Raw genomic sequence first — 16,812 nt, 5'->3', positions numbered from 1 at the left:
TGTTTCAGTTACTGGTTATTGGCTACATCAATAAAGTCGTCGTCACCCAGGTACGAACCGGATTGGATCTCAAGGAGTTCCAGCGGAATTTTACCTGGGTTTTCAAGCGTATGTTGTGACCCAATAGGAATAAAGGTCGACTGATTTTCCGTTAATAGCAGTGTCTTATCCTGAATAGTGACCTTCGCCGTCCCTGAAAGGATGACCCAGTGTTCCGTACGATGATAATGCATCTGTAGCGGGAAGGATTCGCCGGGCTTCACGGTGATACGGTTAACATTGAACCTGTCACTTTGCACAACCAGATCGCAACGTCCCCAAGGCCAATAAGTTTCGCGGTGGCGGCGATATTCGCTGCGGCTGTTCGCCTTCAGGAATTCAACGACGCGTTTGACGTCCTGCACTTCATTTTTATTGGCAACCAATACGGCATCTTTGGTGTTGACGATGACCAGGTTGTCTACGCCAATGGCCGCCACCAGCTGGTCGTCGGTATTGATGTAGCAATCTTGAGTGTTATGCAGGAAGGTATCTCCTTGAAGAGAATTGCCCTGCTCGTCTTTTTCATTAACTTCCCACAGGGCAGACCAAGAACCGACATCGCTCCAACCCGCGTCTAAGGGAATAACCACGGCGTCATCGGTCTTCTCCATGACTGCATAATCCACGGACTCATCCGCACAGTTCATGAAGCACTCTTTGTTGATTTTGATGAAATCGCTCTGTTTATCGATGCACGAAATCGCTGACTGGCAGACTTCCAGAATATCAGGGCGGAATTTCTCCAATTCCTGTAAATAGCGCTTGGCTCGGAACATGAACATACCGCTGTTCCAGTAATATTCACCGCAACGCAAATAAGCTTCCGCAGTTTCAAGGTCGGGTTTCTCCACGAAACGCTGCACACGGAAGGGCGCGTTTTCCGCGCCCGACAGCTGTTCGCCACGGTGAATATAGCCATAGCCCGTCTCTGGACCGGTAGGAATGATGCCGAAGGTGACCAGGCTTCCGTCTTTAGCATGCGGAATCGCATTTTCGACGGCCGTGTGAAACGCAGCCTCGTTTTCCATAATGTGGTCTGCGGCCAGAACCAGCAGGATAGGATCGTCGCCCGAAGAGACGGCATTCAACGCCGCCAATGCAATCGCTGGCGCCGTATTACGTCCTACGGGTTCCAGGATAATGTTGCTGGAGAGCTTGTTGACTTGTCGCAGCTGTTCTGCAACCAAGAATCGGTGTTCTTCGTTGCAGATAACCATTGGATCGCGCGTAGGAATACCATCGAGACGATTTACCGTCTCCTGCAGCATGGAGTTTTTCCCATGCAGGCAAATGAATTGTTTGGGATAAAGTTCACGAGAAAGTGGCCATAAACGGCTTCCGGTTCCACCGGCCATAATCACTGGAAGTAGCATTTTGCGTTGTAACCTTTTATATATCTTTGAATAATTTATATAATTTTATACAGAAAATAATTAAACAAGCTTTCCATTTGACCAACCTGTCTCTGCGAAAATCCTACCCCTTTGCTCTGAGCTTTGAGTTAACTTCCTGCTCAAGGTAGAAAGATTGCACGAACAAGCATAGTCACTACTCCCCAAGACCGACAACGTCGAAAGACATTATTGAACCCTGTTTTATCAATGAATACACGTTTATAGCTTAATCTCTCAACACAGGACACAAACAGTGCGATCTGAAGAGAGATTAAGGCTTGTTGGTGCTATATCCAGGCAAATATTTCACATTGAACCAGCGATATAGAAACAACCTACATATAAAAATTACAACAGAACGTTTTCCTGGAGCGTCTTTGCCTGTTTATCTTTTGCCGACAGCACGACGTTGCCATTCTGGATTGGCCATTGGATGCCGATAGCGCTGTCGTTCCACAAGATGGAATGTTCAGCGGCAGGATTGTAGTAATCGGTGCATTTATAGACGAACTCCGCTTCATCGCTGGTCACATAAAACCCGTGTGCGAACCCTTCAGGGACCCAGAGCTGGCGTTTGTTTTCAGCGGAAAGGAAAGTGCCGACCCATTGGCCGAACGTTGGCGAACCTTTACGAATATCAACCGCAACATCAAAGACTTCCCCTAATACCACGCGAACCAGCTTACCCTGAGTGTTTTCCGTCTGGTAATGCAATCCGCGCAGGATGCCCTGACGCGATTTAGAATGGTTGTCCTGCACAAACGAGCAAGGCCGCTTGGCGACCAGCTCTTCGAATTTTTTCTGCTGCCACGTCTCCATGAAGAATCCGCGCTCGTCACCAAATACCGCGGGCTCAATAATTTTCACATCAGGTATAGCCGTATCGATTATTTTCATAAGATCACTTATACGCTTGAATATTGTTGAGGGCGGATTGCCAGTCGCTGGGAGCGATACCAAACTGTCGTTGGATCTTCTGGCAATTAAGTCGAGAGTTGGCCGGTCTTTTGGCGCGGGTGGGATAGTCGGAGGTCGAAATAGAGGTCAATGTCGGCAGAGACGCCAGTAATGCCGTCTTGCCCGCCAGCTCGAAAATAGCCTGCGCAAACTCATACCAGCTGACATACGGCATACCGGAGAAATGATATACGCCCCACTCCGGCGTGTTGCCGGCTTCGATAAATTCCACCATCCGGATCAACGCCGCGGCAATATCGCCGGCGTAGGTGGGACCACCCACTTGATCGCCGACGATGCTGAGCGCATCGCGTGTTTCGCCCAAACGCAGCATTGTCTTGACGAAATTATTGCCGTATTCGCCGAACACCCAGGCGGTACGCAGGATCAAATAGCGGTCGGCCGATTCTGCAACCGCATACTCACCGGCGAGCTTGCTTTTACCATAGATCCCTTGCGGTCCTACGGGCATCTCCTCACTGTAGATCAGGTCGCTTTCACCGTCGAAAACATAATCGGTGGAGATATGCAGCATGACGGCACCGACCCCTTTCGCGGCCTCGGCCAGATAGGCCGGACCGTCGCGGTTGATGGTATAGGACGGCGCGATTTCATCTTCGGCCTTATCCACCGCCGTATGTGCTGCGGCGTTGATAATATAGTCCGGTTGAAACTGTTCCACTTTCCGCATCACGGCGTAATGGTCAGTGATATCCAATTCATCACGGTCGACGGCTAGCAGCTCAGCCTTCCCCTCCAGCTGAGCGACCAGGCTATGACCTACCTGTCCCCGACTGCCGGTAATCAAAATTTTCATTCTCGCTCCTGAATGTCCGGTCAGTTAAGTAGGTTCATGAGGTAGCGACCGTACTGATTTTTCATCATCGGATCCGCCAACGTCGCCAGCTGTTGATTGGAAAGCCAACCGTTGCGCCAGGCGATCTCTTCCAGACAGGCGACCTGTAGGCCCTGCACATTTTCGATGGTCTGCACAAAGGAAGAAGCGTCGTGCAAACTCTCATGCGTCCCCGTATCCAGCCAGGCGAAGCCGCGCCCGAACAGCTCGACATTTAGCGAATCATCCTCAAGATACATCTGGTTGATAGAGGTAATTTCCAGCTCGCCGCGATGAGACGGCTTCACCTGCTTGGCGAACTCCACCACGCGGTTGTCGTAGAAGTAGAGTCCGGTAATGGCATAGTTGGATTTGGGCTTGGTCGGTTTTTCTTCGATGGAGACGGCTTTCATATTCTTGTCAAACTCCACCACGCCGAAGCGTTCGGGGTCTTTCACCTGATAGCCGAACACGGTCGCGCCGTGCTCTTTGGCGGCGGCATTCGCCAACATGCGGCTGAAAGACTGACCGTAAAAGATATTGTCGCCCAGCACCAAAGCGCAGCGATCGTTTCCGATAAAGGATTCGCCGATGATAAACGCCTGCGCCAGGCCATCCGGACTAGGCTGTTCCGCATAGTCGATATTGATGCCGAAATTAGAGCCATCGCCCAACAAACGACGGAAGGCCTCATTATCTTCCGGCGTCGTGATAATCAGGATGTCCCGAATGCCAGCCAGCATCAGCGTGGAGAGCGGATAGTAGATCATCGGCTTGTTATAGACCGGTAGCAGTTGCTTCGACACGCCGCGCGTCAGGGGGTACAGACGCGTGCCGGACCCGCCGGCCAGAATAATGCCTTTCATGATGTCTCTCCCATACCCAGGCGCTCACGCGCATAGGAGCCATCCTGAACGCGGCTCCACCATTCCCGGTGAGTCAAATACCACTCCACGGTTTTACGAATCCCGGAATCGAACGTTTCCTGCGGTTTCCAGCCCAGCTCGCGGGCGATTTTACTGGCGTCGATGGCGTAGCGAACGTCATGGCCAGGACGATCTTTCACATAGGTGATCAGGTCCTGGTACTGGTTGACCCCATCGGGCTTTTTCGGCACCCGCTCTTCCAACAAGGCGCAGATGGTCTTCACGACGTCGATATTGGCTTTCTCGTTATGGCCGCCGATGTTGTAAGTCTCACCCACTTCGCCGGTGGTCACCACGGTATAGAGCGCTCGGGCGTGATCTTCGACGAACAGCCAGTCGCGGATCTGCATGCCGTTGCCATAGACCGGCAGCGGTTTACCCTCCAACGCGTTAAGAATGATCAGAGGGATCAGTTTCTCTGGGAAATGGTAGGGGCCATAATTGTTGGAACAGTTGGTGACGATCGTGGGTAGACCGTAGGTCCGCTGCCAGGCGCGCACCAGATGATCGCTGGACGCTTTCGAGGCGGAATAGGGGCTGCTGGGCGCATAGGATGTCGTTTCGGTAAACAGATCATCCACGCCTTCCAGATCGCCATAGACTTCATCGGTAGAGATATGGTGGAAACGGAAACGTGATTTTTCCGCCTCGTTGAGCGACAGCCAGTAAGCGCGAGTAGCCTCAAGCAGCGTGTACGTCCCGACAATATTCGTCTCGATAAACGCCGCCGGACCGTCGATGGAGCGGTCTACATGCGATTCCGCCGCCAGGTGCATGACCGCATCAGGGCGGTGGCTCTGGAAAATATCGTCCAGCGCGGCGCGATCGCAGATATCCGCTTGAACAAAGGCATAACGCTCGTGGTCTTCAACCTCTGTTAACGATTCCAGATTCCCAGCGTAGGTCAGCTTATCCACATTAACCACGGCATCCGAGGTGTTGCTGATGATGTGGCGAACGACGGCAGAACCGATAAAGCCTGCACCGCCTGTAACCAATATTTTCATAGTAAGAAATCCCAAAAAGAAATGACTAGCCTTAGCGATTGCAAGGCTATGAAGCCGACGATCCCTGAATTTTAGGCACGCTACCGCCCTTAGGCTTTCTCCTAAAAGACATCACTTGCCGCTAGACTGTTTTCTTCCTGGGACTCTTTTTCGCGCCGTCAGGCAAGTCAAAGAGTGGTCGCATTCTACATGCCCTAATACCCAAGGTGTAGTGACTCCTGCAGGAAGACCGCCAAAAACAGTCAATTTTTATCTCCTTCACATTCACTCTTCTGTTGGCAAGAATCGACTCTAACAATGAATTGCAAAGGCAATAAATAAGCATTCTCTGTAATTGCACACGAAAGGAAACTTAACGCGTCTCCGCCCTCTGCATGCTTCCGGCGTGGATGGGACACAATACAGCATAGTGGCTAGGGATAAAGGTTCGCTGAAAAGACAATTACGAGGGGAAACCGTGGGTTCGTCTGGTTGACAAAGTCGGATATCGGGGCAACGAAATGCGGGCTGACGCCCTGAAAAAGGCACAAAAGAGGGGCGTGAACAGGGAAGGCCCGCCCAAGGGAGAATCCCTTCAGGCGGGCAGGTCACCGTATAAGGACTATCGGCGTAATACCTCGCTTAAGGCCTGAACGCAGGGTGACGTCAGCAGTTCGATATGGTTGCCTTCGCCATAGACACCGCGCAACGTCGGCACCACCGCCTGCCAATCGGATAGCAGCTCAGGGGACGCTTCTTTCGCCATCACCAGAACCGGCGCCGTCGAAGGCAAAGCCGTCGGCCGGTAAGCGGTACGGATATTCGTAGAGAAAACTCGATATATCCCCGCCAGCGCCGACACCTTGGTCTGTTTCGGCAATACACCCTGATCGATCAGACGCTCCAGCATGACCTCCAACCGACGAGGCAAGGTCAGACTGGCAAGGATCTCTTCCGTGAGTGCCAGAGAACAACCTCTCATTTCGAAAAGCTCCGCCAACGACATCAACGCCTGAATATCCGTATACTCCCGGGGTTCTGGCTCGGGCGCATCGGAATCGACCAGCAGCAGCGATGCTGGCACGATCCCTGCTTTTTCCAGCCTGGACGCCAGCTCCAGTGCGACCCAACCGCCAAACGAGTGCCCCAGCAGGTGCACGGTTTTCGTCAGAGAGTAGCGGCTCAGCGCCTGCTGATAACACGCCGCGGCCGCCTCCACGCTGGAATGAGGCACTTCACTGCCCCACAACCCACGCGGTTGCAGCCCCAAAACCGTCCAGTCGTCGGGTAAGCTCTGCACTAACGCTTTGAACGCGAACACGTTATCGCCCGCGCCGGGAATGCAGAGCAGAGTCGGGCCTGCCCCGCTCCCGGCCTGCAGCGCCACCACAGGGTCATCGCTGCTTTCCCTTCCTGAGCGCCCCGTCTGCAACGCCTCACTAATCGCCTTACCGACCTCCTGCACATAAGGTTCCGAGACTAAGCGCCGATGGTCGCCGGGCACCGGAATACGACGAATGGACGACGTCGGCAGCACGCGTTCCCAGCCAAGATAGCGCCCACCCGCGTTCGGCTCATCCTGAGCAATAAACAGATCCAGCCTCAGCGGCAACGTCGGCGCCCGATACTGCACTCGCAGCAAGGCCAACCGGTGGCGCAGCCAGCCACGGTAATATGATGGCGACCACGCCTCTGGGAAAATGCCCGTTTCGCGCCCGATGTCATAGTGATCTTCCAGCCGTCCTCGCCGCGCCCGCGCAATCGCGTCCGGTTGTAGCGCCACCGCCCCGTTGGCCATAGCCTCTAAATCGCCGCGGACCAAAAACGCCAGCATCTCCTCCTCGTCGGTCATCGCCAACATCTCATCCAGCGGGACGGTGAACCCCTCCGGCGAGTCCGGCAGCCGCGTGTCCAGCATGCCCATGAATTCGACCTGTTGATCTTGTCCCAGCAGCTGCGCCGCGATTTCATAAACCATCGTCCCGCCAAACGACCAACCAATCAGCCGATACGGTCCTTCTGGCTGAGCCGCACGGATGATCCGGACATAACGCGCTGCGGCGGCCTCCAGCGTCGCGAAAGGCGGCTGGTGGCAATCCGGTCCTGGCAGCCCGTAGACCGGAATATCGTCGTTGATGCAACGGGTCAGCAATGGCCCATAAAACAGTTCGCCGCTGGCTTCCGGTACGATAAACAGCGGACGCTGTGCTCCCGTAGCGCGAAATACAATAGCCTGATCCGATCCACGTCCAACCTGCGGGCTTTGGGTCTGGATCTCCGCCGCCAGCGCCTGCAATTGCGGCTTAGAAAACAGCGAAGACAGCGTCAGTTGCACGCCTTGCTGCCGCGCCTCATTCACCAGCCTCAGAGCCAGCAGCGAATGGCCGCCCAACGCAAAAAAGTCGTCATGACGGCTGACCTGCTCCACGCCCAGCAAACGCTGCCAGATCTCCGCCAGCGTGCGTTCGATGCGCCCTTGGGGGGCCTCATAATCGCATCGCACTCGCGCGTTGTCGTCCGGCTCAGGCAGCGCCGCGCGGTTCACTTTGCCATTAGGCGTCAGAGGCATCTTCTCCAGCTGCACATAGGCGGAGGGCACCATGTAGGCGGGTAGACGCGCGCCGATCCCCGCCTGTAGCGATGCGATGTCGACATCCGGCTCGGATGCGGTGAAATAGGCCNCCAGCTGTTTTTCCTGAGTGACCGTCGTCCGGACTATCACCACGGCCTGCGACACCGCGTCCAGCGTCTGCAACGCCGCCGCAATCTCCTCAGGTTCGATGCGAAAACCGCGAATCTTCACCTGAAAGTCATTGCGTCCCATAAACTCGATATTGCCATCCGGCAGCCAGCGCCCCAGATCGCCGGTCTTGTACATCCGCGCACCCGGTTCGTTCGAGAAAGGATCGGGCAGGAAACGCTCGGTCGTCTGCTCGTCCAGATTCAGGTAGCCGCGCGCGACACCGGCCCCGCCGATATACAGCTCGCCGCTCACGCCGACAGGCACGGGTTGGCGATAGCGATCAAGGATGTAGAGCGTGGTGTTGGCGATCGGCCGGCCAATCGGCATACTTCCCGTTCCGGGGTCCGCGTCGTTCATGCGGAACGCGGTGGCATAGGTCGTCGTTTCCGTCGGCCCATACATATGCAGGAAGTTCTGCGGCGGCCCGACGCGCAGCACCCGCCGTATAAACGTCAGATCGAGCGATTCGCCGCCGACCATCAGGTAACGCAGGTTGGGAAGCACCGGTTGTAGCGTGTCGGCATATTGATTGAACAGTGCGATGGTCATAAAGACGGTATCGACCCGCTGCCGCTGAAGTTCGTCCGCGAAGCGCACAGGATCAAGCACCGTCTCCTGACTGAACAGCACGATACAGCCGCCGTTGAGCAAGGGTCCCCAAATCTCCATCGTACTGGCGTCGAACGCCGGATTGGCAAGGCAGGCCACGCGGTCGCTCTGCCGAAACTCGGCGTAGCCGTTGTTGATGACCAGCTTCACAATATTGCCGTGTTCAACCATCACGCCTTTCGGCTTACCGGTCGAACCGGAGGTGTACATGATATAAGCGAGCTGGGAAGCGTCGCACCGCACCGGCGCGGCGAGGACGTATTCATTCCTGTCAGTCTCGTTCGATAACGGACAATCCAGATTCAGAATCGCACACTCAAGCGGCACCCCGTCGAAGGTCTTGCCCGTGGTTGAATCCGTGATCAGCACCTCGGAGGCACTATCCGCCAGAATAAACTGCAGATGCGCCTGCGGATACCCGCCATCCACCGGAACATAGGCGCCGCCTGCCTTGAGCGTCGCCAATATCGCCACGATCAGCTCGCCGCCGCGCGCCAGCGCGATCGCCACCCGGCTGCCGGGCCGTACGCCCATTGCCACCAGCCGTCCGGCCAGTTGATTGGCTCTCGCATCCAGCTCGCCATAGCTCAGCCGCTGTTCACCGCACATGAATGCCTGCGCATCGGGATGCCGCCGCGCCCTCTCCTCAAACAGCGCAGGCAGGCTCTTCTGCGTCGGGTATTCCGTCCGGGTCTCGTTGAAATCACNCAACACCCGCTGCCGCTCGGAAGCAGAGAGCAACGGCACCGCCTGCACCGGTCGATTCGGTTCAGACGCCATGCCTTGCAGCAGCCGTACCCAATAGCGCAAATAGCGCCGTACGGTGACCTCGTCGAACAGAGCGACCGCATAATTCAGATGCCCCACCAGCCGATTGTCTTCCTCGCGCAGCTCCAGAATGAGATCGCACTGCGCGGTCTGGGTTTCGTGATGCAGCGGCGAGAGGGNCAGTCCAGGCAACTCGGCGGATTCTGCGGGAAGATTTTGCCACGCCAACATAGCCTGAAAGACCGGTCCGTGCGACAAACTGCGGGCCGGAGCCAATGCTTCCACGACCTGTTCGAAGGGAATATCCGCATGCGCCTGAGCGGCCAGTTGGGTTTCCCGAATCTGCGCGATCAGCGCGACGGCGTCGGGATCGGCGGACATATCAACGCGCAGCGCCTGAGTATTCACAAACATGCCGATCAGCGGTTCCAGCTCGCGCCGGTGACGACCGGCGACGGGGGTGCCAATAACCACGTCGTCTTGTCCCGACAGTCGGCTCAGCAGCGCCGACCAGCCCGCCAACAGCGTCATAAACAGCGTACCGCCGCAGCGCTGACTCAAGGCTTTCAGCGACTGAGTCAACTCGCGATCCAGTTCCACCGCCAGGCTCGCGCCGCGGTAATCCTGCACCGCAGGTCGGGGGCGGTCGCTCGGCAACGTCAGACACGCCGGGATCCCCTGCAACTGCGCCACCCAATACGCTTGCTGAGCCTGCAGGACTTCGCCCTGCGTATGCTCCCGTTGCCACTCGGCGTAGTCGCCGAACTGGATCGTCATCTCCGGCAACGAGTCGGGTTGGTCTTGTATGAATGCCGAATACAGCGTGCGCAGTTCATTCATCATCACGCCCAGCGACCAGCCGTCGGCGATGATGTGGTGCAACGCCAGACGCAGCCAATGCTCCTGCGCCGAAACCTGAACCAGCTGTCCCTGCGCCAAAGGACCGGCCGTCAGATCGAATTCAGGGGTAAAAGACGCGCGCTCGTCCTGCCGCTCGCTCGCTGTCGCTACCTGCAGCGGGAACCCCCGGTCCTCCGACTCCACCACCTGCACCGGCTCGCCGTCCCGGCACTCAATGTGAGTGCGCAAGGCGGCATGGCGAGCCACGATGCGATCGAGCGCGTGCTGTAGCGCCGACACATCGAGTATCCCCTCCAGTTTGATCCCGCCGGCGATGACGTAGGCCGCGCTGGCGTTGGCATCCCGCTGCGTCAGGAACCAGATGCGTCGTTGAGCCAAAGACAGCGGCGCTTCTTGAGTCTCACGCGGCATTATCGGCGCCAGATCGCTCTGCGTCGCCGCTTCCAGCACGGCGGCGACATCGTGCAGCGCAGAACGCGCAAACAGCGTCGCCAGAGACAGCTCGCGCCCCAGCTCGTCACGTAGTCGCGAAATCAGCTGCACAGCCAGCAGCGAGTGACCACCGAGCGCGAAGAAGTCGTCGTAACGGCTGACGTTTTCCACGCCCAGAAGCGACTGCCAAAGTGCCGCCAGCGTCGTTTCCATGTCGCCCTGCGGCGCGGCATAGGGTTGATGCGAGAAAGCAACCTGATCCGGGAGCGGCAAGGCTTTGCGATCGACCTTGCCGTTCGCGGTGAGCGGCATTTCCGCCAGCGCCATCCAGGCGACGGGCAGCATATAGGCTGGTAGCCGGGCGCTCAGTCGTTCACGCAGACCGTCAGCGCTGATCTCTTGAGGATCGTCGCTGGTGTAGTAGGCGACCAGCCGTTTTTCCTGCGTCAGATCCGTCAGGCTCCAGGCTTCAACCACCGCCTCGCGGATCCCCTCGCAGTCCAGCAGCGCGGACTCGATCTCGCCCAGTTCGATGCGGAAACCGCGGATCTTCAGCTGGAAGTCATTGCGTCCAAGATAGTCGATCGTCCCGTCGTCCCGCCAACGCCCCAAATCGCCGGTTTGATACATCCGCGCTTCGGCATCATGCACAAACGGATCCGGCAGGAAGCGTTCGGCGGTCAAATCCGGACGATTCACGTACCCGCGAGCCACCTGCACACCGCCAATGAACAATTCGCCGCACACGCCCGGCGGCACCGGTTCACCCTGAGCGTCCAAAATATAAACGCGGGTATTGGCGATAGGACGACCGATGTGGAGCGCCGTCTCATCGGCGCTAATGACGCCAGAGGTCGCTACGACGGTGTTTTCCGTCGGGCCGTAGTTGTTGAACAGGGTATAGCGCGCCCCGGCGGGCGGACGGCGTTTAAGCCTGTCGCCGCCGACCAGCAGCGCCCGCAGCGTTGACGGCGACATGTCACGGGCGAATGCCAGCTCAGCGACGGGCGTCGGCAAAAAGCTGACGTCCAGCGGCTGCGCCGCCCACCATGCCAGCAGCTGCTGCGGATCCCGTGATATCTCCGGCGTCGGCATCACCAACATGGCCCCGACCGACAGCGGCGGCCAGATCTCCCAGGCCGCGGCGTCGAATCCCAATCCCGCCACGCAGGACGAGATGTCTTCCGCCCGCAGATCGAACGCCTCCTGGTGCCAATGAACCAGATTCACGACATGTCGATGTTCGACCATGACGCCCTTCGGCTGGCCGGTCGAACCGGAGGTATAGATGAGATAGGCCGGGTGATGAGGCGTCAGCCCAAGCGCTTCTGTCGGAAGATTGTCCCGCGACAACTGCGCCCAAGGCCGGATCTCCCCCTCCATCAAGACCAGCGTCACCGCTGACGGCGGCGCCCCCAAACGCTCGCGCACGTCGCGGCTGGTTACCNCCGCCTGCGGCGCGCTGTCTTCCAGAATATAGGCCAGTCGTTTCGTCGGCAGCGCCGGGTCCAGCGGCACGTAGGCGGCCCCTGACTTCAACGCCGCCAGCAGCGCGACAATCAGATCGCCACCGCGATCCAGCGCGATAGCCACCCGATCGCCCGGTCTCACGCCCTGCGCCTTCAGCCAGTGCGCCAGCTGATTAGCCTGCGCATTCAATTCGCCATAGCGCAGGCTCCGGCCGCCGCACAGCACCGCCTGCGCATCCGGTTGACGGGCCGCCTGCGTCTCGAACAGCGAATGTAGACTGTACCCGGTTGGATAGTCGGCGTGCGTGGCATTGAAGTCGCACAGTACCTGACGGCGCTCCTCTTCCGACAATAGCGGCAACGCCGTCACCGGCGTTGCCGGCGAAGAGACCATGCCGGCGAGCAGCCGCTGCCAATAGCCCAAATAACGGCGCACCGTGCTTTCATTGAACAGCGCGCGGGCGTAATACAGCCCTCCGCTGAGCTCATCGCCCTGTTCGCTCAGGACCAGACTGAGATCGAACGGCGACACCGTCGCCTCGTCTTGCAGCTCCGTCACCGTCATGCCGGGCAGCGTCAGCGCCCCTTCCGGCGTATTCTGCAGCGTCATCATGACCTGAAAGATCGGGCTGTGAGACAGGCTTCGGGACGGCGCCAGCGTCTCCACGACCTGCTCGAACGGAATATCGGCGTGCGTCTGCGCCGCCTGTGCGGTCGCTTTCNCCTGTTCCAGCAGCGTCACGGCATCCGGTTGGGCCGACAGGTCAACGCGCAGCGCCTGCGTGTTGACGAACATGCCAATCAATGGCTCGACCTCGCGGCGATGACGGCCAGCGTTAGGAGAACCGATCACCACATCCTCCTGCCCGGACAACCGACTCATCAATGCCGCCCAGCCCGCCATCAGCGTCATATACAGCGTGGCATTCCCGCGCTGGCTCAGCGCCTTCAGCGACTGTGTGAGCGCGGCGTCCAGCGACACCGCCACGCGGCCGCCACGATAATCCTGCGTCTGCGGTCTGGGACGATCGGTCGGCAGCGTCAGACATTCGGGCGCGCCGCGCAGCTGTTCCGCCCAGTAGTGCTGCTGCGCCTGCATCCGCTCGCCGCACAGATAGTGCTGCTGCCAGGCGGCGTAATCGCCGTACTGGATCGGCAGCGCGGGCAGAGGATCGTCTCTGTGCTGATTGAACGCGGCATACAGCGTTCCGATCTCCTTCATCAGCACGCCGATAGACCAACCGTCGGCGATAATATGGTGCAGCGCCAGCCGCAGCCAGTGCGTTTGTTCAGATACCGTGACCAGCTGCGCCAGCGCCAGCGGCCCGGCCGTGAGATCGAACGTCGGCGGGAAGCTCAGTGGATCGCGCGGGTCGTCTCGCCCGACCACGCTGAGCGGAAAGCCGCGGTTCTCCGCCTCAATCACCTGAACCGGCGTGCCGTCGCGAACCTCGATATGCGTACGCAACACGTCATGCCGCGCATAAACGCGATCCAGCGCCTGGCGCAGCGCCGCCGTATTCAGCGGCCCTTCAAGCTTCAGACCGCCCGCCAGCACGTAGGCGTCTCCCGCCGCCGCGTCCATCTGGCTTAACACCCAGATTCGCCGTTGCGCCAAAGACAACGGAGCGTCTTCTCCTGCTTTCAGCGGAAGGATTTCGGTCAGCGTCTCCTGCGACGCGGCGTCCAGCGACGCGGCCAACCCGCTGATCGACGGATAGGCGAATAACGTCGCCAGCGGNAGCGCCCGATGCAGCGTTTCCTGCACCTGGGAAACGAGCTGCATCGCCAGCAGAGAGTGCCCGCCCAGCGCGAAGAAGTTGTCGTGACGACTCACCTTCTGCACGCCGAGCAGCGACTGCCAGATCGCCGCCAGCGCCATTTCCGTTTCCCCTTGCGGCGCTTCGTAGGGCTGCTGTGCATAGGCCGATTCATCCGGCGCAGGCAATGCCTTGCGGTCTACCTTGCCGTTCGGCGTTAACGGCACGTTCTCCAGCGCGACCCAGGCAGCAGGCACCATGTAGTCAGGAAGACGCTCGCTCAGCGCCGTCCGCAACCCCTCGCGGGTGATCGTCGCGTCAGCCTCCGCTACGTAATAAGCGACCAGCCGGGCTTCCTCATGTTCACCGCTCAGCGCCGTCACCACCGCCTCGCGCACGCCCGCGCAGGCCAACAGCGCCGTCTCGATCTCGCCCAGTTCGATACGGAAACCGCGGATCTTGACCTGGAAGTCGTTACGCCCCAGATATTCCAGCACGCCGTCGGGCCGTCTGCGCCCCAGATCGCCGGTTTGATACATACGGGCATCGGTATCGCGGCAGAAGGGGTCGGGCAGGAAGCGCTCCGCCGTCAGGTCAGGACGGTTGAAATACCCCAGACTGACGCCATCGCCACCGATGTAAATCTCGCCCGGCACGCCGGTCGGCACCGGCTGTCCTTCCGCGTCCAGCAGGTAGACCCGCGTATTGGCGACGGGATGACCGATGGGGATCGACACCTCTTCAGATCCGATGCGCCACGTCGTCGACCAAACCGTGGTCTCCGTGGGACCATACATATTCCACAGCGCGTCAACGCGCGGGATCAATGCCGCCGCTAACGTCGGCGAAAAAGCCTCACCGCCTATTAATCCCGTCAAGCCGGGCGCGCCTTCCCAACCGGCGGCCAGCAACAGTTTCCACGTCGCCGGCGTGGCCTGAAACAGCGAGATCGCCTGCGCGTTCAGATAATGCCCCAACCTTTTACCGTCCCGGCGCAGGNCGTCGCTCGCCAGATGCAGCTGACCGCCCGCGATCAACGGCAGGTAAATTTCCAGAACGTGAATATCAAAGGAGACGGTGGTGACCGCCAGCACTCGGGTATGCGACGCCGCCTGATGCTGATGCCGCTGACTGTGCAGGAAATTCACGACGGCCCGGTGCGGCACCGTCACGCCTTTGGGACGGCCGGTCGAGCCGGAGGTATAAATGAGATAAGCCGGATGCTTCGCCGTCAGCCCGCGCGACACAGGGGCCAGATTGGCCTCGGCGCACCGCGTCCACGGACCGGTTGCATCATCGCACTCCAGCAACGTGGCCGAGTCAGGCAGTTCGCCCAGCGCGGCACGTGTTGTTTGCGAGGCGATCACCGCGATAGGCGCGCAGTCATGCAGTAACGCGTTAAGTCGCGCCGACGGCTGGGCCGGGTCCAAGGGCACATAGGCCGCGCCCGCCTTAAGCACCGCCAGCAACGAGGCAATCAGCTCAGGACCGCGCGGCAGCGCCACGGCCACCCGGGTCTCCGGGCCGGCCCCGTGCGCCACGAGCCAGTGCGCCAGTTGGTTAGCCATGCGGTTAAGTTCGCCGTAGCTCAGCGTCCGTTCGTCGGAGACCACCGCCAGCGCCTCAGGCTGCGCGGCGGCCTGATATTCGACCCATTCGTGGACGCAGGCGTCGCGGGGGTAGTCCACCTGCGTCGCATTAACCTCGTCCAGAACCTGTCGCCGCTCATCGGCAGACAGTAGCGGCAGCGACTGCACCGCGCAGTCAGGCTGCTGCGCCATGCCGCGTAGTATCCGTAGCCAGTAGCTCAGATAACGCCGCACCGTATCCGCATCGAACAGGGCCTTCGCATAGCACAGCGTCCCTTCGCATCCCCCGTCGGTTTCCGTCAACGTCAGATTCAAATCGACCTGCGCCATCGTGGCTTCGCCCNCCAACGGCGAGGCCACGACGCCAGGCAGGGTAAACGGCTGCTGCGGCGTATTTTGCAGCGACAGCATCACCTGAAACAGCGGGCTGTGAGACAGGCTGCGGGTCGGCGCGACCGCTTCCNCCACCTGCTCCAAAGGGATGTCGGCGTAACGCTGGGCCGCCAGCGCCGTGTCTCGCACCTGCTTCAGCAGCGCGGGCGTGTCCAATGGTTCCGAGAGATCGATTCTCAGCGCCTGCGTATTGACGAACATGCCGATCAGCGACTCGACCTCGCGGCGGNGACGGCCGGCCGTCGGTACGCCGACGACGATGTCGTCCTGAGCCGACAGACGGCTNATCAACGCCGCCCACCCCGCCAACAGCGTCATGAACAGCGTACAACCGTGGCGCCGCGCCAGCGCTTTCATCTCGCTCAGCAACGTCGCGTCCAGCGTCACTGACGCGCAGGCGCCGTCGTAATCCTGTACCCGCGGACGCGGGCGATCGGTCGGCAGCGCCAGACACGTCGGCGCGCCCCGGAGTTGCGTCCGCCAGTAGTCGCGCTGCGTTTCCAGCGCCTCGCCGCTCAGTTGCGCATGCTGCCACGCCGCATAGTCGGCATATTGAATTGGCAGCGGCGGCAAAGGATCGGCCTGTCCCTGGCTAAACGCCGTATAAAGGGCGTTCAACTCATGCAGAAAAATCCCGAGCGACCATCCGTCGGCAATCAAGTGATGCAGCGCAATGCGCAGCAGGCACTCCCCTTCGCCCAGACATACCAGCTGTCCGCCCAGCAGCAGGCCAGCTTCCGGATCGGGCCGCAGCGTGAAATCCGGCAGCGGTTCCGAGGCATCCGATAACGTCCGGATTTCCAGCGCGAAGCCGCTGTCGGCGGAAGCGATGAGCTGACGCGGCGTCCCCGCCACGTTAACCACCCGCGTCCGTAGAATTTCATGACGGGCGACGATGCGGTCCAACGCCGCCTGCAGCGCCACCGTATTCACCTGGCCCCTGAGCCGATAGGCCATGCTCAGGAGATAACGCTCCGGCGCTTGCGACTCCATTTGCGACAGAAACCACAGCCCGCGCTGGACGGGCGCCAGCGGCATCCCGCCTTCG

At 59.4% G+C, this 16,812-nt stretch carries 6 protein-coding genes; all 6 read right to left on the bottom strand.

Annotation, left to right across the window (positions count from 1 at the left end):
• Positions 1-8 precede the first annotated feature (8 nt).
• The 6 genes from RZ35_RS04055 to RZ35_RS04030 all read right to left on the bottom strand — a co-directional run bounded on the left by RZ35_RS04055 (position 9) and on the right by RZ35_RS04030 (position 16,802).
• A complete protein-coding gene (locus tag RZ35_RS04055; protein ID WP_026742150.1) occupies positions 9-1,415 on the bottom strand; it encodes a mannose-1-phosphate guanylyltransferase/mannose-6-phosphate isomerase in 1,407 nt (468 codons plus the stop codon).
• Between the two features lie 369 nt (positions 1,416-1,784).
• Positions 1,785-2,333, bottom strand: a complete 549-nt coding sequence (gene rfbC, locus RZ35_RS04050; RefSeq protein ID WP_026742149.1) for a dTDP-4-dehydrorhamnose 3,5-epimerase — start codon at positions 2,331-2,333, stop codon at positions 1,785-1,787.
• Between the two features lie 4 nt (positions 2,334-2,337).
• Positions 2,338-3,210 carry a dTDP-4-dehydrorhamnose reductase gene (gene rfbD / locus RZ35_RS04045; protein ID WP_026742148.1) on the bottom strand — a complete coding sequence of 291 codons (873 nt, stop codon included), beginning with the start codon at positions 3,208-3,210 and terminating at the stop codon, positions 2,338-2,340.
• Positions 3,211-3,230: 20 nt separating this feature from the next.
• On the bottom strand, positions 3,231-4,094 hold the full coding sequence (gene rfbA, locus RZ35_RS04040) for a glucose-1-phosphate thymidylyltransferase RfbA (RefSeq protein WP_026742147.1): 864 nt from the start codon (positions 4,092-4,094) through the stop codon (positions 3,231-3,233).
• Positions 4,091-5,161, bottom strand: coding sequence for a dTDP-glucose 4,6-dehydratase (gene rfbB, locus RZ35_RS04035; RefSeq protein ID WP_026742146.1), 1,071 nt, complete (start codon positions 5,159-5,161; stop codon positions 4,091-4,093). Before rfbB ends, rfbA begins: the two co-directional genes overlap by 4 nt.
• A gap of 601 nt (positions 5,162-5,762) precedes the next feature.
• Positions 5,763-16,802: an amino acid adenylation domain-containing protein gene (locus RZ35_RS04030; RefSeq protein ID WP_455709690.1), complete on the bottom strand. Its 11,040-nt coding sequence runs from the start codon at positions 16,800-16,802 to the stop codon at positions 5,763-5,765.
• Positions 16,803-16,812 lie beyond the last annotated feature (10 nt).

Origin of the sequence: Lonsdalea quercina subsp. quercina, assembly GCF_000688655.1 — a bacterium.
Lineage (GTDB): Bacteria > Pseudomonadota > Gammaproteobacteria > Enterobacterales > Enterobacteriaceae > Lonsdalea > Lonsdalea quercina.
This window is presented reverse-complemented; position numbering and strand designations above follow the sequence as displayed.